Genomic DNA, 21,012 nt, shown 5'->3' on the forward strand with positions numbered 1-21,012 from the left:
CGACTGGTAGTCGACTTCCCAGCCGCGGATGAGCAGATCGCTCTAGATGTGGCAACCATAGGGGGGTTTGCTGAGCAATCAAGCAACGCCGCGACCCCGTTCGCTGTGAAACCACCGGGGGCGCGATTCGGTGCCCCCGTTCGTGGGCGCAGCGGTCAGGGCTTGGTGGCGATGCCGTCCAGCCAGAGGGTGTCGGAGTCGTCGCGGTGAGAGCTGTCGGCGCCCACGAATTTCGCGTCGATCGTGGCTCCGTTCTTGATCACATGGAACAGGGCCATTGCATGGCCACGGCCGAGGCTGTAGTCGGCCGCCAGCCACTCGATCACCTCGCCTGCCTTGGTGGTGTTCGTATACCCGCGCTCCTCAGCGATGGCCAGGAGCTGGCGCGGAGTGAGACCGGTCTTCTTCTCGATCGTGTCGAGGTACGCCTGGAACGACATGTCCCGATTCTGCTCTGAGAGGGACGGTCGGGCAAAGGCGGATCGTTCGAGCTCAGAACCAGCCGCGGCCGCGGAACCAGTCGCCCTGGCCGGTGCTGAGATCCTCGGCGCGACCTCCGTTGCGCCCCGCGGTGCGCGATCCGAGGAACGAGTGCACGACGGCGGCGCCGAGGTCGTCGGGCTCGGGATTGACGACGCGGCCGTCCACCCGCCGAGCCATCGAATCGACGAAGCGCGCGAGCCCGGCATCCTCGCCGAGGCGGAAGAAGGTGGTCTGCGCGCCGAGGCGCATCGATGCATCCAGCTCGCGGACGGTGCGTGCGATCGTGAGGGGGTGCGGCGGGTAGTCGAAGAAGAGCTCCGCGTTGCTTTCGAGATGCGCCGTCGGCTCGCCATCCGTCACGATCAGCAGCACCGGCTGGGCGTTGGGGTGCTTGCGGAAGTGACGGTTCGCCAGGAGCAGGCCGTGGTGCAGGTTGGTGCCCATCTCGCGACGCGGCTCGAGCGAGGTGAGCTCCTCGATGTCCATCACCTGCGCCGCGCGCCCGAACTCGATCAGCTGCAGCGAGTCACCCCGGAACCGGGATCGGATCAGCGTGTGCAGAGCGAGAGCGGTGCGCTTCATCGGCACCCAGCGGCCGTCCATCGCCATGGAGAAGGAGGTGTCGACGAGGAGGGCGATCGCCGCCTGGGTGCGATCCTCCGTCTCCGCCACCTCGATGTCCTCGACCGCGAGGAGGCGCCCGCCGTGCTCGCCGACGCGTCGCTGCACGCCGTTGAGCACCGTGCGAGGGATGTCCCACGACTCGGTGTCGCCGAACTCCCACGGCCGTGTGGCGCCCGACGCGTCACCGAGCGCTCCCGCGGCGCGCGTCTCGCGCTGTCCTTGGCGGCCCGATCGCCGCGTGGCGACGTCGCGGAGGAGCGACTTCCCGAGCTGTCGCATCGCCTTAGGTGTGAGCGCGAGCCGCCCCGAGGAGTCTCGGCGCAGGGTGCCGCCATCGCGCAGTGCGCGCTCGAGCTCCTTGAGCGCACGAGCGTCGACCCCGGCGTCGTCGCCGAGCTGGCGGGCGAGCGCATCGATGTCGACGTCGTCCATGCGCGCGCCGTCATACGACTGCGAGAGCTGCTCGGCCAGATCGTCCAATTCGGCGAGATCCTGCAGGATGCCCGTGCCATCCCCGAGCCCCACTCCCTGCTCGCCGCTGAAGCTCTCCCCGCCGCTCCAGTCCTCGCCCGGTCGCAGCTGCTGCAGATTCGCGTCGAGCTGGGCGAGCGACTGCATCAGCTCATTCGAGCCGAATGCCTCGGCGGACAGCTTCATCAGCTCGGCGCGCTGCTCCGGCGTCATGGAATTGAGCATCCGCTGCGCGGCGGCCGAGCGGGCGGCAAGGGAATCCAGCAGCTCGTCGAGATTCTGCGGGTTCTCGGGGAACGCATCCCCGTGCTTCGCCATGAACGCATCGAAATCCTCGGCTGTGTCCTCGCCCCGCTGGCGCTTCGCGAGAAGCTCGTTGAGATCCGACAGCATCTCGGCGACGGCCGCCCGGTCGGCATCAGTCGCATTCTCGAGCGCCTGCTTCATCCCCGCGAAGCGGCTGTCGAGCATCTCCCGTCCGAGGAGATCCTTGATGCGCTCATAGTCGGCGCGGGCATCGGATGACTGCCATCGGTAGTCGCCGAGCTCGGTCACGGCAGCGGAGGTCGACGACGGGAGGGCGTCGAGCCGCATCTCGGCGAAAGCGCGGTCGGAATCGTCGAGCTCGACGTCGCGGGCCAGCTGCTTGCGCTCGGCGAGCACCGCCCGGTCGAGGAGTTCTCTCACCTCGCGGAGCGTGCCGTCGAGCTTCGTGCCGCGCAGCAGCTGCTGGCGTCGACGCGCGACGCGGGCCGCGAGGTCGTCGAGGCCCTTTCGGTCGCGGCCACCGCGTCGGAGGAACTCGCGCATGGCCCGCTCGGGTGAGCGCCCGGCCATCACCTCGTCGCCGATGGCATCGAGCGCCTCCGCGATGTCGACAGGAGGCGCGAGCGGATCACCGCCGTCGTAGCGGCGGAATCTCGTGCGATCGCCGTCGCCCGGCGGGCGGCGGGCGGGCCGCTCAGCCATAGACCGTCTCGCCTCCGTCGGTGTCCTTGCCGACCCGACGAGCGAGATACAGCCCTTCGAGGGCGAGCTCCATCGCGCCGGCGCGCTGTCCTTCTGTGGTGGCGCCCAGGCGAGCGGCGATGTCGTCGTAGAGCTCGGACTCGCCGAGGCGGGGCAGCCCTTCCAGCATGTCGTGTGCGGACATCTGCACGCCGGTGGTCACCATGGCGCCGCTCTCGATGGCCTCGACGAGGAGGGAGAAGTCGACCCCGCGCAGGTGACTGCGCACCGCTTCGGCGGTCGCCGTGCGCAGGAGGTGCTCGAGCACCTCCGCCTCGCGCCCCTCCTCGCCGCTCTCGAACTCGATCTTGCCGCCGAGCACCTCGACGGCGGTCTGCAGGTCGACGACCCGTGCGACCGCTTCCTGCTCGCCGCGCACCGCGGCCCGATGGAGTGCGGAGGCCGCGATCGTCTCCGCTCCCGCGATGGCGAAGCGAGCGCTCACGCCGCTGCGCTGGTCGACGGATGAGGACTGCCGGAGGGCACGGGTGAAGCGGGCGAGGATCTCGATCAGGTGATCGGGGACGTCCGCTACCAGCTCGGCCTCTTGACGGATCACCGCCACCTCGGCCTCGAGCTCGGTCGGATAGTGAGTGCGGATCTCCGCGCCGAAGCGGTCCTTGAGCGGCGTGATGATCCTGCCCCGGTTGGTGTAGTCCTCAGGATTGGCGCTGGCCACGACGAGCAGATCCAGGGGCAGCCGCAGGACGTAGCCGCGGATCTGGATGTCGCGCTCCTCCATGACGTTGAGCATCGCGACCTGGATCCGCTCGGCGAGGTCGGGGAGCTCGTTGATCGCGACGATCCCGCGGTGACTGCGGGGGATGAGGCCGAAGTGGATGGTCTCGGGATCGCCGAGCGAACGGCCCTCCGCCACCCGCATCGGGTCGACGTCGCCGATCAGGTCGGCGACCGAGGTGTCGGGGGTGGCCAGCTTCTCGGCGTAGCGCTCATCGCGGTGGCGCCAGGCGATCGGAAGGTCGTCTCCCAGCTCGGCCGCCCGCCGGCGCGACGCGTGGATGATCGGCTCGTACGGGTGCTCGCCGAGCTCCGATCCCGCGATGACCGGTGTCCACTCGTCCATGAGGCCGACGAGCGTCCGCAGCAGCCGGGTCTTGCCCTGACCGCGCTCGCCGAGCAGGACGATGTCATGACCGGCGATCAGCGCGCGCTCGAGCTGGGGGATGACGGTCCGCTCGAATCCGTGCAGTCCCGGCCACGGATTCTCGCCCGCCCGGAGATGGGCCAGCAGATTGTCGCGGATCTCTGCTCTGAGCGTCTTCTGGACGTGGCCGGAGGCGCGCAGCTCTCCGACGGTAGTGAGGGAGGGGGCCGTGCTCGCGGCGATGTCGGGGGAAGTGGGGGCGGGTGAGGCCTGCGTCATCGGCTCAGGTTAAGCCTCGCTGTGAGGCTCGATGTCGTCGAGCGCAAACTCCCATCGAACTGCCCAGTTCTGCCGCTTCTCGAGCGGAGAATGCGGCAGAAGTGGGCAGTTCGCGGTCGACCGCGCACCGCAGAGGGGGCGAGCGCCACAAGAGTCGGGAATGGATCGAGCGGCGGATCGGCTTCCCACAGCGCTGTGTCGACATCGCCTACAGCTCACATGTCGTTGATCGTGTGTACAGAACCGGCTTCATCCGGCTTCCAAGCTCACCTGAGACTGTTTTATGTACACATTCACGCTATGGTCGGCAGGTGGCCGGTGTCGTCAAAGCAAGTGATCGCGTCTATGACACGATCCGCGAGGACATCCTGAGCGGTCGACTCCCATCGGGTACGCCTCTCAGCGAGGTGGAGCTGGCCGACCGACTCGGGGTTTCCCGCACCCCCCTGAGAGCCGCACTGTCGAAGCTCGCAGCTGAAGGCCTCGTCGACACGAGCCAGGGGCGGACGGGTGTGGTGCCCGAGGTCTCGGCCGCCAGCGTCGCCGAGCTCTTCGAGCTCCGGGAGGCCCTCGAGGTGCATGCGGCTCGCCTCGCTGCGCGACGCGGAGATCCGGCGGTCTTCAGCACGCTCGCCAGCGAGTTCGCCGATGCTCGCCGGGTGCTGCGCGACAAGGGCCGCAGCGACTACTACGACGTCGTCAGCCGATTCGACGAGGCGCTCGACGTGGCGATCGACAATCGATCTCTGCGCGCCGCGCTCGACACCTCTCGCCTGCACCTCGTCCGGGCCAGACGCCTGGCCAGCGACAATCCCGAGCGCCTCCTCCAGGCGGCCGTCGAGCACGGCGCGATCTGCCGGGCGATCGCCGCCGGCGACGAGGCGCTCGCCACCTCGGCGACGATCGTGCATCTGCGCGCCTCGCTCGCCACCATCCTCTCGACATTGCAGCTACGCGCCGACAGACAGGGCATCGCATGAAGACGCACACCGTTCGCACCCACCGCAGCGACGAGAACCTCTCCCGGGAGGGTCAGCTCGCCTGGAAGATCGCGGAGGTCGCCGTCGATCCTGTGGCCGTCTCCGACGAGGTGACAGAGATGGTCATCAACCGGATCATCGACAACGCGGCGGTCGCGATGGCCTCGATCACCCGCGGGCCGGGGATCGCCGCGCGCTCTCAGGCACTGGATCACCCCTACTCGCCCGGGGCCTCCGTCTTCGGGGTGACCGGCGGCTACAGCCCCGAGTGGGCGGCCTGGGCGAACGGCGTCGCCGTGCGCGAGCTCGACTACCACGACACCTTCCTCGCCGCGGAGTACTCGCACCCGGGCGACAACATCCCGCCGATCCTGGCCGTCGCGCAGCACGTCGGCTGCACCGGCTCCGACCTGCTCCGCGGGATCGCGACCGGATACGAGATCCAGATCGACCTGGTGAAGGCGATCAGCCTGCACGCGCACAAGATCGACCATGTCGCCCACCTCGGGCCCAGCGCGGCCGCGGGCATCGGCACCATGCTCGGCCTCGATGCGGCCACGATCTTCCAGGCCGTCGGACAGGCGCTGCACACCACGACGGCGACCCGGCAGTCGCGCAAGGGCGAGATCTCGACCTGGAAGGCCCACGCTCCCGCGTTCGCGGGGAAGATGGCCGTCGAGGCGGTCGACCGGGCGATCCGCGGCCAGACCAGCCCCACCCCGATCTACGAGGGCGAGGACGGTGTGATCGCCTGGCTGCTCGACGGACCGAACGCGAGCTACGAGGTCACTCTCCCTGACGCGGGCGAGCCGAAGCGCGCGATCCTCGATTCCTATACGAAGGAGCATTCGGCCGAATACCAGGCGCAGGCCTGGATCGACCTCGCGCGCAAGCTGCACAACGAGCACCCCGAGCTGGCCGATCCGGCAGCCGTCGACTCGGCTGTCCTGCACACCAGCCATCACACCCACTACGTCATCGGGTCGGGGGCGAACGATCCGCAGAAGTACGACCCGACCGCCAGTCGCGAGACGCTCGACCACTCGATCCCGTACATCTTCACGGTCGCACTGCAGGACGGCAGCTGGGACCACGAGGCCTCCTATGCGCCCGAGAGGGCCGGCCGCGCCGACACCGTCGAGCTCTGGAACAAGGTGACCACCGTGGAGGACGCCGAGTGGACCCGCCGCTACCACTCCAACGATCCTGCCGAGAAGGCATTCGGCGGTCGGGTGGAGATCCTGCTCGCCGACGGCACGACCATCGTCGATGAGATCGCCGTCGCCGACGCGCACCCGCTCGGTGCCCGACCGTTCGCCCGCGCCGACTACATCCGCAAGTTCCGCACCCTCGCCGAGGGCGTGGTGGAGGAGGCTGAGGTCGAGCGCTTCCTCGGCCTCGTCCAGCGTCTGCCCGAGCTGAGCGTCGACGAGGTGCGTCAGCTCAACGTGGTCGCGAGAGCCGGGCTGCTCGAGACGCTGGCCACTCCGACGGGCCTGTTTTCCACGAAAGGACAGCTCTGATGCTGTACTCCACCATCCCCGCGCATGAGAAGCGTGCGGCGTTCCGCGCCGCCCTGAACTCGGGAACCATCCAGAGGATGCCCGGGGCATTCAATCCCCTCTCTGCGCGGCTGATCGAGGAGAAGGGCTTCGAGGGCGTCTACATCTCCGGCGCCGTCATCGCCGCCGACCTCGGCTTCCCGGACATCGGGCTCACCACGCTCAGCGAGGTGGCGGGCCGCGGGGCGCAGATCGCCCGGATGACGAACCTTCCGACGCTGATCGACGCCGACACGGGGTTCGGCGAGCCGATGAACGTCGCGCGCACCGTGCAGACCCTCGAGGATGCGGGGATCTCCGGCCTGCACATCGAGGACCAGGTCAACCCGAAGCGCTGCGGTCATCTCGACGGCAAGGCGGTGGTCGACGCTGACACCGCCGTCAAGCGGATCCGCGCGGCCGCCGATGCACGTCGCGACCCCAACCTGCTGATCATGGCCCGCACGGACATCCGCGGAGTCGACGGCCTCGATGCCGCGATCGACCGCGCGAAGCAGCTCGTCGATGCGGGCGCCGACGCTCTCTTCCCCGAGGCGATGGCCGACCTCTGCGAGTTCGAGGCCATCCGCGCCGCCGTGGACGTGCCGATCCTCGCCAACATGACCGAGTTCGGCAAGAGCGAGCTCTTCTCGGTCTCCCAGTTGGAATCCGTCGGCGTGAACCTGGTCATCTTCCCGGTCTCGCTGCTGCGCATCGCCATGGGAGCCGCCGAGCGCGGACTCGACGCGCTCGTCGAGGAGGGATCTCTGCAGTCGCAGGTCAGCACCATGCAGACTCGCGCCCGTCTCTACGAGCTGCTCGACTACTCCGCGTACAACACCTTCGACACGTCGATCTTCGACTTCGCCGTGCCCGAAGCGCGCTGAGCGCGCCGCCCACTCACTGCCCGCTGATCCGACCACCCATCACGAAGGAGTGACCATGAGCACAGACACCACTGCTCCCGCCCAGGAGATCCGCAAGGGGCTGGCTGGCGTCGTCGTCGACTACACCGCCGTCTCGAAGGTCAATCCCGAGACCAACTCGCTGCTCTACCGGGGGTATCCGGTTCAGGAGCTCGCCGCGAACTGCACCTTCGAAGAGGTCGCCTATCTGCTCTGGCACGGCGAGCTGCCCGACGAGCAGCAGCTGGCGGAGTTCGAGACCCGCGAGCGGTCGCTCCGCCGCCTCGACGAGCGCGTGAAGCGCGTCATCGACGAGCTCCCGCTCACCGCGCATCCGATGGACGTGGTGCGCACCGCGGTAAGTGTCATCGGCGCGAGCGATCCCGATGCCGCGGACGCGTCGCCCGCGTCGAATCTCGACAAGTCGATCCGGCTGTTCGCGCAGCTGCCGTCGATCGTCGCCTACGACCAGCGTCGCCGTCGCGGCCAGCACCTCGTGGAGCCGCGTGACGATCTCGGCTACTCGGCCAACTTCCTCTTCATGACCTTCGACGAGCTGCCCAGCGAGGTCGTGGTGGAGGCGTTCGACGTCTCCATGACGCTCTACGCGGAGCACTCGTTCAATGCGAGCACCTTCACCGCCCGTGTGATCACCTCGACGATGTCGGATCTCTACTCCGCGGTCGTCGGCGGGATCGGTGCGCTCAAGGGCGCCCTGCACGGCGGAGCGAACGAGGCGGTCATGCACATCTTCGACGAGATCGGCACGGCCGATAAGGCCGAGGCCTGGCTCGAGCAGGCGCTGTCCGAGAAGCGCAAGATCATGGGCTTCGGGCACCGCGTATACAAGAACGGCGACTCCCGCGTTCCCACCATGAAGGCCTCGCTCGACATCCTGGTCGAGCACTTCGACCGGCCCGACCTGCTGGCTCTGTACACCGCGCTCGACGACGCGATGCAGTCGCGCAAGGCCATCCAGCCGAACCTGGACTATCCCAGCGGTCCGGCGTACCACCTCATCGGCTACGACACTGAGATGTTCACGCCGCTCTTCGTGGCGGCACGGGTGACCGGATGGACGGCGCACATCATGGAGCAGGCAGCGTCGAATGCGCTCATCCGCCCCCTCTCCGCCTACAACGGTGTGGAGGAGCGGCACATCGGCTGAGCGCGTCCCGTCGTCGATGCGCCGACCGCACCTGGCCGGCGCCTCGTCACGGCAGCAGGATCACCTTGCCGTTGAGCGTCCGCGATTCCGCCAGGGCGAAGGCGGCGGCGGCGTCCTCCAGTGCGAAGCGGGCGGCGACGTTCGAGGTGATCGTCCCGTCGGCCAGCAGGGCGAAGACGTGCCCGAGATCCTCCTCGAGGCGGCGACGGAAGCGGGCCGGACGTGCTCTGTGCCCGGACCAGAGGTCGTAGAACGTCGCCCGCTTGCCATTGGGCAGAGCGCTCCAGAGAAGCGCCTGGCCGATCGCCTTCAGGAACGGCGGCCAGAGGCTGCCGGTGCCGCTCACCGCGGTGATGATCGCGTAGGAGACCATCGCGCCACCGGGAGCGAGGAGCCTCCAGCTCGCTCTCGTGGTCGCTCCGCCGATGTTGTCGAACACCGCGTCCACTCCACGAGGGGCCAGAGCGCGCACCCGCCGAGCCAGATCGGGGTCGTTGTAGTCCACGGGTTCGACGCCGACCGCGCGAAGTGCGTCATGGTGTCGAGGAGACGCGGCGCCGATCACTCGGATGCCGTGGTGCTGCGCGAGCTGGATGAGGATCCCGCCCACACCTCCGTTGGCGCCGAAGACCAGCACCGTCCCACCCTGCGGGACCCGTGCGGCACGGTGCAGCATCTGCCATGCGGTGACCCCGTTGACGACGACAGTCTCCGCATCCTCCGCCTCGATGCCGTCCGGGACGACCACGCTGTCGCGGGACTGCACGAGAGCGTGCCCGGTCCAGGCTCCCGTCTTCGTCATCGCCGCGATCCGTGCGCCGATGAGGTGGCTGTCTGCGGGCGAACCTGCGGCGAGCACTCTGCCCACCAGGTCGTAGCCCGGCACGAACGGGAACGCGGGCTGCCCGAAGTAGCGGCCTCGCCGCATGGCCTGCTCGGCATAGGAGATGCCGGTCACCTCCACGGCGACCAGCAGCTGGCCCTCTGCTGGGTCACGGACGGGCACGACTCGCACCTCGACGCCGGTGGGTTCGACCAGGCCGGGCAGGACGACCTCGGTCGTGGTCCGGGGAATGAGGATCGTCTGCATGGGAACTCCTGGTGTGAGAGAGCGAGGGAACGAGAGTGAATGGCACTCGTTATGTGAATGGGTATCACAGTATGGTTACCCTGCTACGGTGTCAATACCAGTCGCAAACGAAGGGCCCCCGTGACCACCGCGATCGAGAAGCCGACACGTCGGGAGCAGAGGCGCATCCAGACCCTGCAGGAGATCAAGGCTCTTGCGATGGAGCAGGTCGCCGCCGGGGGACCGGATGCAGTGTCGCTGAGCGGCATCGTGCGCTCCATGTCGATGTCCCCGGCTGCTGTGTACCGATACTTCGACAGCAGGGACGCCCTGCTCGGCGACCTTGTCGTCGATGCCTACGACGAGTTCGCTGACTTCATCGCGCAATCGAGCAGTGACGACGTGGTCCCAGAGGAGCGCTTAGCTGCAGTCCTCCACGCCGTCCGGATCTGGGCGCTCGACCATCCCAACGCATACCGTCTGATCTTCCAGACGAGCGTCGGCTCCGGGAACGAGGTCGCGCCGGAACGGACTCGATCGGCCTCGACGCGCAGCATGTCGACGATCGTCGCTGTGCTTGCCGCGGCGGGCTCGCGCTCCTCGGCGGCGAAGCCGTCGGACCAGGTGCCCGCCGAGGTGTCGGACGAGGTGCCGCAATCGCCGTTCGTCGACGCAGTGGCCGGGTGGGCGAAGCGTTCGGGCCTGGATGCCTACGGTCCCGCCGTCCTTGCGCTGGGCATGACGACCTGGACGCGCCTGCACGGAGTCATCAGCCTGGAGCTGGGCGGGCACCTCGGCGCTACGGGACTCGATCCATCGGCGCTCTACGACGCCGAAGTCGCCGATATCGGACGAGCTGCCGGTCGCATCGCGACCTGAGGCCGCGCGGAACAGGTGAGCGGGATCCCGACCGCGGGCGGCCGGGATCCCCAGGAGTTGTCAGCAGCAGATGCAGCCGTCGGCGCAAGCCGTCGTGCAGCAGCTGGTGTCACAGCATTCCGTCATGATCGCCTCCTCTCCGTCCGTTGTCATCGGGCGGTCTTCAGTCGCAGCAGCCCGCGACGGTGCAGGAGCCGTCGAGACACGGGGTGCCCTCGTCGACGGCCAACACAACGTGCATCAGGGATGTGAGCGCAGAGGTCAGATGCGCATCCGCGATCTCGTAGCGCGTGCGCCTCCCCTCGGGAACGGCGACGACGAGTCCGCATCCGCGAAGGCAGCTGAGGTGATTGGACACGTTGGGACGTGTCATCTCGAGCTCCGTCGCCAGCTCGCCCGGATATCCGGGGGCGTCGAGCAGGCTCATCAGGATCCGCGATCGATTGGGGTCCGCCATCGCCCGACCGAGGCGGGTCATCACGTCCAGTCGGGAAGCAATGGTCAGCATGCGCTGACTATACAGCGGTTGCTGACCAATGGCGGCTCAGGAGGGCTCGCTGCTCAGTCGCCGGTGTAACGCTGTCTTTGCTGCTTGATGGCTGACCGTGCCTTCTTCGCCGCCAGCTGGCGGCGCGCGGAGCCGAGCGTGGGTCGTGTCGAACGGCGAACGGCAGAAGGCGGCGCGAGGGCATCCCTGAGCAGCGCGCGGAGGCGTGCCAGCGCCAGTTCGCGATTGCGCAGCTGGGACCGCTGTTCGGCCGCCGTCACGGTGACCGCTCCCGCGACGAGGCGGCCGTGGAGTCGGGCGAGAAGCATCTCTCTCTGGTCATCGTGGAGCACCGCCGACTCGGGGATGCTCCAGGTCAACTGGACGCGACTGTCGGACGTGTTGACGTGCTGCCCACCCGGCCCAGATGAGCGAGAGAACTTCCACCGGAGTTCTGCGCGCGGAATGACGAGGTGCGGTGATACCTCGAGATCCATGCAGCAACGATCGCACGAGGCGCCGGCCCGCTACCTTCCCCGTTAACGAAAAAGAGCCCCGATCCCAGTAGAAGCCTGGAATCGGGACAGTGGCTCCGACGGGCGTCGATCCCGTGACCTCACGATTTTCAGTCGTGCGCTCTACCAACTGAGCTACAGAGCCGTACGGCTCCGGGCTTGCGCTCGGAGCCGTGGCGAGGCGACTCTCGCCGCATCTCTGCGACCCTGACGGGACTTGAACCCGCGACCTCCGCCGTGACAGGGCGGCACGCTAACCAACTGCGCTACAGGGCCTTACTTGTGGAGATTCCAACTTAGGGCGTTCGTGACCCCAACGGGATTCGAACCCGTGTTATCGCCGTGAAAGGGCGACGTCCTAGGCCACTAAACGATGGGGCCGAAATCCATGCTGGACTCTCCGACGGACAAGCATAGGGCACGTTCGCCGCTCCTCCAATCCGAGAGCTCCCGCGCGCGTCGGATGGCGCGGGAGCTGAAGGCGCGCTCGGCGCCCCGTCGCCCCCAATTCTGGGCAACACTCAGTTCTTCCTCCCGGTGTACGGGATATAGCGAGTTACCCTCGTCAAGCCGATAGATGCGTGGGGCGGGGGTGATCGGCGTGACTTCTGTGCGACCGACACAGCCTGTGCGCGACGCACGCCGAAAGGCGATGCACCGTGCGTCCGGCATCAGCCGCCGCCGCGCGCAGTCGGCCGGCCAGCGAGCGATAGCGCTGCTGATCGCCATCATGGCCGTCTTCACCGTCACGAGCGCTCCGGCCTGGGCCGTCGACTATCCCACCTGGGATGACGTGCAGAAGGCGAAGGGCAACGAGCAGACCAAGGCCGCCGAGGTCGCCAAGATCCAGGGCCTCATCGTCACCTCGCAGCAGGAGGCGGCCGCCGCGCAGGCGATCGCCGACCAGCGCGGAGCCGAGTACCAGGTCGCGCAGGACGCCTTCGACGCCGCGGACACCCGCGCCACCAACCTGCAGGCGCAGGCCGATGCCAGCGCCGCCGCGGCCACCGCCGCGAGCGCCCGCGCGGGACTGCTCGCCGCGCAGCTCTACCGCTCCGGCGGCAGCAACATGAGCGCCAACCTCTTCCTCGACAGCGAGGGCGACGCCGACCAGTTCCTCTCGAACCTCGGTCGCGCCAGTCAGCTCGCCGAGATCAACGGCGGCGTCTACGACAACGCCAAGACCGCGCAGAACACCGCTCAGGCGCAGACAGATCAGGCCCAGGTCGCCCGGGCGGAGCGCGAGAAGCTCCGTGGCGAGGCCGAAGCCAAGATGGCCGCGGCCGTCGCCGCCAGCCAGGCCGCCGCAGCGAAGCTCGCGGAGCAGGAGTCCCTGCAGGAGACGCTCAACGCTCAGCTCGCCGCCCTCGAGGACATCACCGCCACCACGACAACGCAGTACGAGGCGGGAGTCGCCGAGCGCAAGCGCCTCGCGGAGGAGGCTGCCGCCCGCGAGCGAGCAGCAGCTGCCGCACGTGCCGCAGCGGCTGCAGCAGCGGCCTCCAGCGGCGGCGGCGGAGGCGGAAGCGCTTCGGCCAGCGGCTGGGTCGAACCCGCCTACGGACGCATCACCGACGTCTTCGGCCCCCGCCCTGGCCAGCCCGCGGGCGCCAACCTGTACCACCGCGGCACCGACATCGGCGCCTCCTGCGGCTCCAACATCTATGCGGCCAACAGCGGAACCGTCGTCTACGCGGGCCCGAACGGCACCTACGGCAACTGGGTCCAGATCAACCACGGCGGCGGCGTCAACACCGGCTACGCACACATCCGCAACGGCGGCATCCTGGTGAACGTCGGCGACTACGTCGAGGCGGGCGAGGTCATCGCCTACGTCGGAACCACGGGCGCATCGACCGGCTGCCACCTGCACTTCGAGGTCCGGATCAACGGATCCGCGATCGACGCTCAGCCGTTCATGCGCGACCGCGGAGTCACCCTTGGCTGACGACACCCAGACCAGGCGCGAGCCCGCAGCCAGCACGAAGCCGATCCTGTTCGCGCGCCCGCAGATCGCCGTCAGCGCCATCGCGATCGGAGCGCTCGCCGCCGGCCTCGGCGTGACGGCGGCGCAGGCCGCCCCGAACTATCCCAGCTGGGATGACATCGAGGACGCCAAGCAGGACGAGGCGTCGAAGCAGCAGGAGATCGCCGGACTGGAAGGCCTGCTGGACGGCCTCGAGGCGACCGCCGCTGAAGCGGGCAAGCAGCAGCAGATCGCCGCAGAGAAGTACGCCACCGCCAAGGCAGCGCTCGACGCCGCCGTCAGCACTGAGGCGACCCTGTCAACTCAGGCCTCCGACGCCACCGAGAAGGCGAAGGTGTCGCGGATGCGGGCCGGCCTACTCGCCGCGCATCTGGCGCGAACCGCGGGACCGTCGCTCGGCCTCAACGTCGCCTTCACCAGTGACGAGGCCGACAACCTGCTTTATCAGCTCGGCACCATCGGCAAGCTCTCGGAGCAGTCGCAGGAGATCTACGACACCGCCGTCGCCGACGAGAAGGCCGCGAGCTCGCTCGGGGAGCAGGCCGCGGTCGCCGCCACCGAGCGCACCCGCCTCGCCGACGAGGCCCAGACCGCGCTCAGCGATGCGGAATCGACGGCCGAGTCTGCGCGCGCCGCGCTCGCCGAGCAGCAATCGAAGCAGACCGAGCTGCTGGCCCAGCTGGCCTCGCTCAAGGACACCACCGCCGAGCTCGAATCCGAGTATCAGGCGGGTCAGGCCGCACAGCGCGCCGCGGCAGCGGCGAAGGCGGCCGCCGCCGCAGCCGCGGCCAAGGCAGCCAGCGCGCCCGCCCCGACAGGCGGATCCTCCTCCGGCGGCAGCTCGAGCGGCAGCTCCGGCGGTTCGACGTCTGGAGGTTCGCCCTCCGGCGGTTCGTCATCTGGGGGCTCGTCCTCGGGCGGATCGTCCTCCGGCGGCTCATCCGGTGGATCCGGCAGCGTCGGCGCTCCGTCGTCTTCGGCAGTCGGCACCGCGATCTCGTTCGCACGGGCGCAGATCGGCGAACCCTACGTCTTCGCCGGCGCCGGACCCAGCAGCTGGGACTGCTCGGGCCTGACGATGCAGGCGTATTCGGCCGCCGGCATCTACATCGGCGGCCACTCCTCGAACGCTCAGTACAACTACGCCCGCAACACCGGCCGGCTCGTGCCATACGCGGACCGCCAGGCGGGCGACCTGATCTTCTGGCAGGACGGCGGCGACGTCTACCACGTGGCCATCTACACCGGCGGCGGCATGATGATCGAGGCTCCCTACGAGGGCCTCAACGTGCGCGAGCGCGGCATGTGGGGCAGCGCCGACGTCATGCCCTACGTCGCGCGCCCATCCGCCTAGGCCCCGTCTAGGTCCCGAAACCACGAATTGCCGCCTTCGGCTCTCAGGACGGGTGTCTGAGAGCCGAAAGCGGCAATTCGGGGAAACCGGCGGTGAGGGCTAGTGGCCCTGCTCCTGCAGGCGGACCTTGGCCTCTTCGATCATCGCGGCGGCCGCCTCGGCGCCCTCCCACTCCTCCACGTTGACGAACTTGCCGGGCTCGAGGTCCTTGTAGCGGCGGAAGAAGTGCTCGATCTCGTTCTTCGTCTGCTGGGGGACGTCGGCGATGTCCTGGATGTGCGACCAGCGCGGGTCCTTGAACGGCACGACGACGACCTTGGCGTCGGATCCGGCCTCGTCGCTCATGTTGAGCACGCCGACCGGACGCACCTTGACACCGACGCCCGGGAACACGGGGTACTCGAGGAGCACGAGCGCGTCGAGCGGATCGCCGTCGAGGCCGAGGGTGTCCTCGAAGTAGCCGTAGTCCACCGGATAGACGAACGAGGTGAACAGGACGCGATCCAGGTACACCCGGCCGGTCTCGTGGTCGACCTCGTACTTGTTGCGGCTCCCCTTGGGGATCTCGACGACGACGTCGTACTCGGCCATTGCGACTCCTCGGTGCTTTCGGTGCCGGTCAGCGGTCGTGACGACCGGCGATGCTCACGGTCCGCCGGCGTCGGATGCCGCGCGGGATCGGCCCTCAGGCCGACCCAATAACGTTAGTGGATGCCCTCCCGACCCCGATTGACTCCCGCGATGGCGGACGTCCGTCGAGCGGTTCGCGAGTCGATCGTCGGCCGAGCGGAGGAGGGCGATCTGCTCCTGGTCGGCCTGAGCGGCGGGCCGGACTCCGTCGCGTTGGCCGCGGCCGCCGCGTTCGAGCTTCCGCGGGCCGGGATGCGGGCCGGGGCCGTCGTCGTCGACCACGGCCTCCAGCCCGGTTCGGACCGCATCGCCGACGCGGCAGCCGACCTTGCACGGCGTCTCGGGCTCGAGCCGGTGGTCGTGCATCGTGTGGACGTCGGCGGGTCCGGGGGACCGGAGGCCGCGGCGCGCGCCGCTCGGCATGCGGCATTCGATGACGCTCTCGACCGAACCGGAGCGCGCTTCGTGCTGCTGGCGCACACCTTGGACGATCAGGCGGAGACGGTGCTTCTCGGCCTCGCCCGCGGATCGGGGCCGGATTCCCTTTCCGGCATGGACGCCGTCAGCGGCCGTCGGCTGAGACCGCTGCTCGCCGTCCGGCGGGCGACGACCCATGCCTACTGCGCGGATGCCGGCATCGACGCCTGGGCGGATCCGCACAACGACGACGAGCAGTATCGGCGGGTCCGAGTGCGGGCCACGGTGCTGCCTGCGTTGGAGGACGCGCTCGGTCCGGGCATCGCCGAGGCGCTCGCCCGCACCGCCGACCAGCTGCGCGAGGATTCCGAAGCCCTCGACCAGATGGCGCTCGAATGGGCCGAGGAGATCGCCGAGCACGCGGAGGCGGGCATCGCGCTGTCCGTGTCGGCGCTCGCCGCACAGCCGGCCGCGCTGCGCCACCGGCTGATCCGGCTCGCCGTGCACAGCGAGTTCGGCGTCACCCTTTCGCGATCCCAGACCCTCGCCGTCGCCCGCCTCATCACCCACTGGCACGGCCAGAATGGGGTCGATCTGCCCGGCGCTAGGGTGGAACGCAGCGACGGCCAGCTGGTGTTCTCGGCCACCGCCTAGAGCTCTCCGGCTCGGTCCGTGCCTGCGATCGCGCCACCGTCGACCTCGATCGCATCCGACTCCCGCGTCCGAAACCGGCTGCCGTGCCGGCTCGAACAGCCCTCCCGTAAGGAACCGTCCATGCAGCCCTGCGACGTTGCCGCCGACCTGTCCGAGATCCTGCTCACCGAGGATCAGATCTCCGCGCGGATCGCCGAGATGTGCCGGGAGATCGAGCGCGACTACGCCGGGGAGGAGCTGCTCCTGGTCGGCGTGCTGAAGGGCGCCGTCATGGTGATGGCCGATCTCGCGCGCGAGCTCACCCTGCCGATCACGATGGACTGGATGGCCGTGAGCTCCTACGGCTCGAGCACGCAGTCCTCGGGCGTGGTCCGCATCCTCAAGGACCTCGACACCGCGCTCGAAGGGCGCAAGGTGCTCATCGTCGAGGACATCATCGACTCGGGCTTGACCCTCTCCTGGTTGCTGGAGAACCTCAAGTCCCGCGGGCCCGCGTCGGTCGAGGTGTGCGCCCTGCTGCGCAAGCCCGAGGCCGCCACGGTCGAGGTCGACGTCCGTTACGTGGGCTTCGAGATCCCCAACGCGTTCGTCGTCGGCTACGGGCTCGACTACGCGGAGAAGTACCGCAACCTGCGCGGCCTCGGGATCCTCGCGCCGCACGTCTACGAGCACTGACCCGCTTCCGCGATTCAGGAGATCCTTATTCCACTCGCGGATATATCGGGACGGAATGAGTCGACTCGTGCTCATTCCGAGCTGATATCCCGAATTCCAGGGATGCAGAAGCGCTGAAATGCGGGCAGTCCCACTCCTGGGGTGATCTTCGAGAGCAGTGCCCACATCTGGGGCCGCCTCCGTTCGCCGACAGGGGAAAACTGAGGTCTCCCCAGGGCAAACATCCGCCCGTCGTCCAGATAGCGCGGGGTACCCTATACCCACCATGGACTTCAAGCGCATCTTCCGCGGCCCGATTCTCTACATCGTCATAGCGGTCATCGTCGTGTGGGTGGGCTCGAGCCTGCTCACCGGAACCGGCTTCCGACAGGTCACCACCGAGAAGGGTCTCGACCTCCTCAGCGGAGGCAACGTCCAGGCGGTGAAGATCGTCGACGGCGAGAATCGCGTCGACATCACGCTGAGTCGGGCCGACCCCGACTTCGGCAAGCAGGTGCAGTTCTATTACGTGACTCCGCGCGGCGAGGACATCGTCTCGGCGGTCGCGGCGTCGAACGCGACCGACGGCTACGACGACGAGGTGCCGCAGCCGAGCGTCTGGCTGAGCCTGCTCGGCTGGCTCATCCCGCTGATCATCCTCGGCGTCTTCTTCTGGTTCATGCTTTCGGGCATGCAGGGCGGCGGCAACCGCGTCATGCAGTTCGGCAAGTCCAAGGCCAAGCTCGTCTCCAAGGAGAGCCCCAAGGTCACGTTCAAGGACGTCGCCGGTGCCGATGAGGCGATCGAGGAGCTCGAGGAGATCAAGGACTTCCTCAAGGAGCCCGCGAAGTTCCAGGCCGTCGGAGCCCGCATCCCGAAGGGCGTGCTGCTGTACGGCCCTCCAGGAACCGGCAAGACCCTGCTCGCTCGCGCCGTCGCCGGCGAGGCCGGCGTTCCCTTCTACTCCATCTCCGGATCGGACTTCGTCGAGATGTTCGTCGGCGTGGGTGCGAGCCGCGTCCGCGACCTCTTCGAGCAGGCAAAGACCAACTCGCCGGCCATCATCTTCGTCGACGAGATCGATGCCGTCGGCCGTCACCGCGGCGCAGGCATGGGCGGCGGGCACGACGAGCGCGAGCAGACCCTCAACCAGCTCCTGGTCGAGATGGACGGCTTCGACGTCAAGACCAACGTCATCCTGATCGCGGCGACCAACCGTCCCGACATCCTCGACCCCGCCCTGCTGCGCCCCGGCCGCTTCGACCGCCAGATCGGCGTCGACGCCCCCGACCTCCAGGGCCGCAAGAAGATCCTGCAGGTGCACTCCAAGGGCAAGCCCATGGCGGCCGGCGTCGATCTCGAGGTCCTCGCGCGGAAGACCCCGGGCTTCACCGGTGCCGACCTGGCCAACGTCCTCAACGAGGCGGCGCTGCTCACCGCGCGCTCCAACGCGCAGCTGATCGACAACCGCGCGCTCGATGAGGCCGTCGACCGCGTGATCGCCGGTCCCCAGCGCCGCACCCGCGTCATGAAGGACTCGGAGAAGATCATCACCGCGTATCACGAGGGCGGGCACGCCCTGGTCGCGTCGGCGATGAACCACACCGACCCGGTCACCAAGATCACGATCCTGCCGCGCGGCCGCGCCCTCGGTTACACGATGGTGCTGCCGATCGAGGATCGCTACTCGGTCACCCGCAACGAGCTGCTCGACCAGCTGGCCTACGCCATGGGCGGCCGCGTCGCGGAGGAGATCATCTTCCACGACCCGACCAGCGGCGCATCCAACGACATCGAGAAGGCCACGGGCACCGCGCGCCGGATGATCACCGAGTTCGGCATGAGCGCCTCCATCGGCTCGGTCAAGCTGGGCGCGTCCTCGGGCGAGATGTTCCTCGGCCGCGACATGGGTCACCAGCGCGACTACTCCGAGGAGCTCGCGCAGAAGGTCGACGAAGAGGTGCGCAACCTCATCGAGGCCGCGCACGACGAGGCGTACAAGGTGATCATCGAGAACCGCGACATCCTCGACGTCCTCGCTACCCGCCTGCTCGAGGAGGAGACGCTCGACCAGACGCAGCTGACCGACATCTTCAAGAACATCAAGCACGCGCCCGAGCGCCCGCAGTGGCTCTCCAGCTCGAAGCGGCCCGTGTCCGACCTGCCTGCCGTGACGATCCCGCGCCCCAAGGCGCCGATCGACTCCAGCGCAGTGGACGGTGGCATCGATTCCGGATCGCCCGAGCCCAAGCGCTCCCGTACCCCGCGGATCAAGCCCCGCCCCGCAACCGCTTAGGTGACGCTCGACGCGATCGGTGGCCATCCGGCCGCCGATCGCGTTCGCGTCTCAGATCTGGACGTCGTGAACGCCGCAGACGAGCAGCTCGTCGCACCTCGCATCTTCGGGGTGCTCAACGTCACCCCCGATTCGTTCAGCGATGGCGGCAGGTACCTCGACGTCGACGCCGCCGTGGCCCATGGGCTCCGGCTGGTCGCCGACGGTGCGGTCATCGTCGATGTCGGAGGCGAATCCACCCGCCCGGGCGCCGAACGGGTGTCAGCGGCAGAGGAGCGCGATCGCGTCCTCCCCGTCATCCGTCTTCTGCGTGCGGAAGGCGTGCGGGTCAGCATCGACACCCTGCGCGCCAGCACTGCAGAGGCATCGGTCGAGGCCGGCGCATCCGTCATCAACGATGTCTCCGGTGGGCTGGCCGACCCTGACATGGCCTCGGTTGCCGCCCGTGCCGGCGCCCTCGGCGTCGACTTCGTCGCCATGCACTGGCGTGGCCACAGCACTGAGATGGACCGGCTCGCCACTTACGCGGATGTGGTGCTCGACGTCCGGCGCGAGCTCGGCACCCGAGTGGACGACCTGATCGCACACGGCGTGCCCGCCGAGCGGATCATCCTCGATCCCGGCCTCGGTTTCGCCAAGACCGCCGAGCACAACTGGCAGCTGCTCGGGCGCCTCGCCGAGCTGCAGTCGCTCGGCTTCCGAATGCTCGTCGGAGCCTCGCGCAAGCGCTTCCTCGGCGCCGTCGTCGGAGCCGACGTGCCCGTGGAGGACCGTGATCTGCCGACCGCTGTGATCAGCGCCTTGAGCGCGCAGGCCGGCGCATGGGGGGTTCGCGTGCACGACGTCCGGTCGACTCGGGTCGCGCTCGACGTCGCCGCCGCCTGGCGCAGTGGTTCAGTGCGCCGAGATGGGCCGCAGGTCGACGGCGCGGACCTCAGCGAATCGGAGATCGGCGCGACTCGGATCGGCTCCGACGAGGATCGGGAGAGCCTCGGTAGCCTGAACGACGTGAGCCGGGGAGAACCGCGATGAGACGCACCGGCATCGCGGCGCCCGTGGGACTCCTGGTCGTCGGCGTCGCCGCGGGCTGGCTCCTTCAGCTCGCGCTCGCAGCGCGCGGCTTCGCCGTCATCGTCCCGCCGCTGTCCCTCGCCATCGCACTCGCCGGGATCGCCGCGATCGTGGTGGCATTCGGCTGGCCGATCCGCCAGGCCGTCCGCGGAACTGCCAAGCGCGAGGTCAATCCCTTCCAGGCCATGCGCGTCGTCACGCTCGCGAAGGCGTCCATCCTGGCGGGCGCCCTGATCGGCGGCGCGGGGATCGGGCTGCTGCTGTTCCTCGTCACCCGCCCGGTGGTCTCGTCGAGCTACACCCTGGTCGCCGGTCTGCTCGTCATCGCGGCATCCGCGGCGCTGCTCATCTGCGGCTATCTGGTCGAACAGTGGTGTCGGATACCGCCGGACGACGGCGACCGCCCGGGACGCCTCGACCTGCAGGGACAGTGAG

At 68.6% G+C, this 21,012-nt stretch carries 19 protein-coding genes and 3 tRNA genes; 12 read left to right on the plus strand and 10 right to left on the minus strand.

The features are described 5' to 3' along the window. Nucleotides 1-155 precede the first annotated feature (155 nt). The 3 genes from E6C64_RS12860 to E6C64_RS12870 are packed head-to-tail and all read right to left on the minus strand — an operon-like array spanning nucleotide 156 to nucleotide 3,970. The gene (locus tag E6C64_RS12860) at nucleotides 156-440 is read right to left on the minus strand and encodes a DUF4287 domain-containing protein (protein WP_136427899.1); all 285 of its coding nucleotides are present in this window, start codon (nucleotides 438-440) and stop codon (nucleotides 156-158) included. A 52-nt stretch (nucleotides 441-492) separates the two neighbouring features. Then, nucleotides 493-2,547, minus strand: coding sequence for a vWA domain-containing protein (locus E6C64_RS12865; protein ID WP_233255615.1), 2,055 nt, complete (start codon nucleotides 2,545-2,547; stop codon nucleotides 493-495). After that, nucleotides 2,540-3,970: a magnesium chelatase ATPase subunit I gene (locus E6C64_RS12870; RefSeq protein ID WP_136427900.1), complete on the minus strand. Its 1,431-nt coding sequence runs from the start codon at nucleotides 3,968-3,970 to the stop codon at nucleotides 2,540-2,542. Before E6C64_RS12870 ends, E6C64_RS12865 begins: the two co-directional genes overlap by 8 nt. A 311-nt stretch (nucleotides 3,971-4,281) precedes the next feature. Between E6C64_RS12870 and E6C64_RS12875 the strand changes: the two genes are divergently transcribed. Genes E6C64_RS12875 through E6C64_RS12890 form a run of 4 tightly spaced genes read left to right on the plus strand, consistent with a single transcriptional unit; the run spans nucleotide 4,282 to nucleotide 8,564 of the window. After that, nucleotides 4,282-4,950, plus strand: coding sequence for a GntR family transcriptional regulator (locus tag E6C64_RS12875; protein WP_136427901.1), 669 nt, complete (start codon nucleotides 4,282-4,284; stop codon nucleotides 4,948-4,950). After that, on the plus strand, nucleotides 4,947-6,473 hold the full coding sequence (locus E6C64_RS12880) for an MmgE/PrpD family protein (RefSeq protein WP_136427902.1): 1,527 nt from the start codon (nucleotides 4,947-4,949) through the stop codon (nucleotides 6,471-6,473). The genes E6C64_RS12875 and E6C64_RS12880 overlap by 4 nt, the downstream gene beginning before the upstream one ends. Then, entirely contained in the window at nucleotides 6,473-7,378 is a 906-nt protein-coding gene (gene prpB / locus E6C64_RS12885) for a methylisocitrate lyase (RefSeq protein WP_136427903.1), read from the plus strand. The genes E6C64_RS12880 and prpB overlap by 1 nt, the downstream gene beginning before the upstream one ends. 55 nt (nucleotides 7,379-7,433) lie before the next feature. Next, complete coding sequence (locus tag E6C64_RS12890) at nucleotides 7,434-8,564, plus strand: bifunctional 2-methylcitrate synthase/citrate synthase (RefSeq protein ID WP_136427904.1); 1,131 nt, start codon at nucleotides 7,434-7,436, stop codon at nucleotides 8,562-8,564. Nucleotides 8,565-8,610: 46 nt separating this feature from the next. Here E6C64_RS12890 and E6C64_RS12895 read toward each other — a convergent pair whose 3' ends face one another. Continuing rightward, nucleotides 8,611-9,654 carry a zinc-binding dehydrogenase gene (locus E6C64_RS12895; protein WP_136427905.1) on the minus strand — a complete coding sequence of 348 codons (1,044 nt, stop codon included), beginning with the start codon at nucleotides 9,652-9,654 and terminating at the stop codon, nucleotides 8,611-8,613. 120 nt (nucleotides 9,655-9,774) lie between these two features. On the opposite strand from E6C64_RS12895, the gene E6C64_RS12900 reads away from it, so the two are divergent. Further along, entirely contained in the window at nucleotides 9,775-10,512 is a 738-nt protein-coding gene (locus tag E6C64_RS12900) for a TetR/AcrR family transcriptional regulator (RefSeq protein WP_158437861.1), read from the plus strand. A 163-nt stretch (nucleotides 10,513-10,675) separates the two neighbouring features. On the opposite strand, the gene cmtR is transcribed toward E6C64_RS12900, so the two are convergent. The 5 genes from cmtR to E6C64_RS12925 form a co-directional block, all read right to left on the minus strand. Beyond that, a complete protein-coding gene (gene cmtR, locus E6C64_RS12905; RefSeq protein ID WP_136427907.1) occupies nucleotides 10,676-11,020 on the minus strand; it encodes a Cd(II)/Pb(II)-sensing metalloregulatory transcriptional regulator CmtR in 345 nt (114 codons plus the stop codon). Nucleotides 11,021-11,073: 53 nt separating this feature from the next. Then, nucleotides 11,074-11,496, minus strand: a complete 423-nt coding sequence (gene arfB, locus E6C64_RS12910; protein ID WP_136427908.1) for an alternative ribosome rescue aminoacyl-tRNA hydrolase ArfB — start codon at nucleotides 11,494-11,496, stop codon at nucleotides 11,074-11,076. A gap of 90 nt (nucleotides 11,497-11,586) precedes the next feature. Further along, a tRNA-Phe gene (locus tag E6C64_RS12915) sits at nucleotides 11,587-11,659 on the minus strand. A 57-nt stretch (nucleotides 11,660-11,716) separates the two neighbouring features. Continuing rightward, nucleotides 11,717-11,790: transfer RNA gene (locus E6C64_RS12920), tRNA-Asp, on the minus strand. A gap of 32 nt (nucleotides 11,791-11,822) precedes the next feature. After that, nucleotides 11,823-11,895 (minus strand) — tRNA-Glu (locus tag E6C64_RS12925). A gap of 271 nt (nucleotides 11,896-12,166) precedes the next feature. Here E6C64_RS12925 and E6C64_RS12930 point away from each other — a divergent pair. After that, nucleotides 12,167-13,462: a M23 family metallopeptidase gene (locus tag E6C64_RS12930; protein ID WP_136427909.1), complete on the plus strand. Its 1,296-nt coding sequence runs from the start codon at nucleotides 12,167-12,169 to the stop codon at nucleotides 13,460-13,462. Further along, the gene (locus E6C64_RS12935; RefSeq protein WP_233255616.1) at nucleotides 13,455-14,855 is read left to right on the plus strand and encodes a C40 family peptidase; all 1,401 of its coding nucleotides are present in this window, start codon (nucleotides 13,455-13,457) and stop codon (nucleotides 14,853-14,855) included. Before E6C64_RS12930 ends, E6C64_RS12935 begins: the two co-directional genes overlap by 8 nt. A 99-nt stretch (nucleotides 14,856-14,954) precedes the next feature. On the opposite strand, the gene E6C64_RS12940 is transcribed toward E6C64_RS12935, so the two are convergent. Further along, nucleotides 14,955-15,446 carry an inorganic diphosphatase gene (locus tag E6C64_RS12940; RefSeq protein WP_136427910.1) on the minus strand — a complete coding sequence of 164 codons (492 nt, stop codon included), beginning with the start codon at nucleotides 15,444-15,446 and terminating at the stop codon, nucleotides 14,955-14,957. 120 nt (nucleotides 15,447-15,566) lie between these two features. Here E6C64_RS12940 and tilS point away from each other — a divergent pair, with 120 nt between their 5' ends. The 5 genes from tilS (at nucleotide 15,567) to E6C64_RS12965 (ending at nucleotide 21,011) form a co-directional block, all read left to right on the plus strand. Next, complete coding sequence (gene tilS / locus E6C64_RS12945) at nucleotides 15,567-16,556, plus strand: tRNA lysidine(34) synthetase TilS (protein ID WP_136427911.1); 990 nt, start codon at nucleotides 15,567-15,569, stop codon at nucleotides 16,554-16,556. A 120-nt stretch (nucleotides 16,557-16,676) separates the two neighbouring features. Further along, nucleotides 16,677-17,231 carry a hypoxanthine phosphoribosyltransferase gene (gene hpt, locus E6C64_RS12950; protein ID WP_136427912.1) on the plus strand — a complete coding sequence of 185 codons (555 nt, stop codon included), beginning with the start codon at nucleotides 16,677-16,679 and terminating at the stop codon, nucleotides 17,229-17,231. A 265-nt stretch (nucleotides 17,232-17,496) separates the two neighbouring features. Beyond that, nucleotides 17,497-19,506 carry an ATP-dependent zinc metalloprotease FtsH gene (gene ftsH / locus E6C64_RS12955; protein ID WP_136427913.1) on the plus strand — a complete coding sequence of 670 codons (2,010 nt, stop codon included), beginning with the start codon at nucleotides 17,497-17,499 and terminating at the stop codon, nucleotides 19,504-19,506. Next, a complete protein-coding gene (gene folP / locus E6C64_RS12960) occupies nucleotides 19,507-20,538 on the plus strand; it encodes a dihydropteroate synthase (RefSeq protein ID WP_136427914.1) in 1,032 nt (343 codons plus the stop codon). Then, the gene (locus E6C64_RS12965; protein ID WP_136427915.1) at nucleotides 20,535-21,011 is read left to right on the plus strand and encodes a DUF3180 family protein; all 477 of its coding nucleotides are present in this window, start codon (nucleotides 20,535-20,537) and stop codon (nucleotides 21,009-21,011) included. The genes folP and E6C64_RS12965 overlap by 4 nt, the downstream gene beginning before the upstream one ends. Nucleotide 21,012: the final 1 nt, after the last annotated feature.

The organism is Naasia lichenicola, assembly GCF_004801885.1.
GTDB lineage: Bacteria > Actinomycetota > Actinomycetes > Actinomycetales > Microbacteriaceae > Naasia > Naasia lichenicola.

Excerpts from the sequence above, each read along its gene's own strand:
- prpB (WP_136427903.1), top strand. The coding sequence starts at position 6,473 with ATGCTGTACTCCACCATCCCCGCGCATGAGAAGCGTGCGGCGTTCCGC.
- hpt (WP_136427912.1), top strand. The coding sequence starts at position 16,677 with ATGCAGCCCTGCGACGTTGCCGCCGACCTGTCCGAGATCCTGCTCACC.
- tilS (WP_136427911.1), top strand. The coding sequence starts at position 15,567 with ATGCCCTCCCGACCCCGATTGACTCCCGCGATGGCGGACGTCCGTCGA.
- E6C64_RS12860 (WP_136427899.1), bottom strand. The coding sequence starts at position 440 with ATGTCGTTCCAGGCGTACCTCGACACGATCGAGAAGAAGACCGGTCTC.
- E6C64_RS12880 (WP_136427902.1), top strand. The coding sequence starts at position 4,947 with ATGAAGACGCACACCGTTCGCACCCACCGCAGCGACGAGAACCTCTCC.
- E6C64_RS12895 (WP_136427905.1), bottom strand. The coding sequence starts at position 9,654 with ATGCAGACGATCCTCATTCCCCGGACCACGACCGAGGTCGTCCTGCCC.
- E6C64_RS12890 (WP_136427904.1), top strand. The coding sequence starts at position 7,434 with ATGAGCACAGACACCACTGCTCCCGCCCAGGAGATCCGCAAGGGGCTG.
- E6C64_RS12940 (WP_136427910.1), bottom strand. The coding sequence starts at position 15,446 with ATGGCCGAGTACGACGTCGTCGTCGAGATCCCCAAGGGGAGCCGCAAC.
- E6C64_RS12930 (WP_136427909.1), top strand. The coding sequence starts at position 12,167 with ATGCACCGTGCGTCCGGCATCAGCCGCCGCCGCGCGCAGTCGGCCGGC.
- ftsH (WP_136427913.1), top strand. The coding sequence starts at position 17,497 with ATGGACTTCAAGCGCATCTTCCGCGGCCCGATTCTCTACATCGTCATA.
- E6C64_RS12965 (WP_136427915.1), top strand. The coding sequence starts at position 20,535 with ATGAGACGCACCGGCATCGCGGCGCCCGTGGGACTCCTGGTCGTCGGC.
- cmtR (WP_136427907.1), bottom strand. The coding sequence starts at position 11,020 with ATGCTGACCATTGCTTCCCGACTGGACGTGATGACCCGCCTCGGTCGG.
- arfB (WP_136427908.1), bottom strand. The coding sequence starts at position 11,496 with ATGGATCTCGAGGTATCACCGCACCTCGTCATTCCGCGCGCAGAACTC.
- E6C64_RS12870 (WP_136427900.1), bottom strand. The coding sequence starts at position 3,970 with ATGACGCAGGCCTCACCCGCCCCCACTTCCCCCGACATCGCCGCGAGC.
- E6C64_RS12865 (WP_233255615.1), bottom strand. The coding sequence starts at position 2,547 with ATGGCTGAGCGGCCCGCCCGCCGCCCGCCGGGCGACGGCGATCGCACG.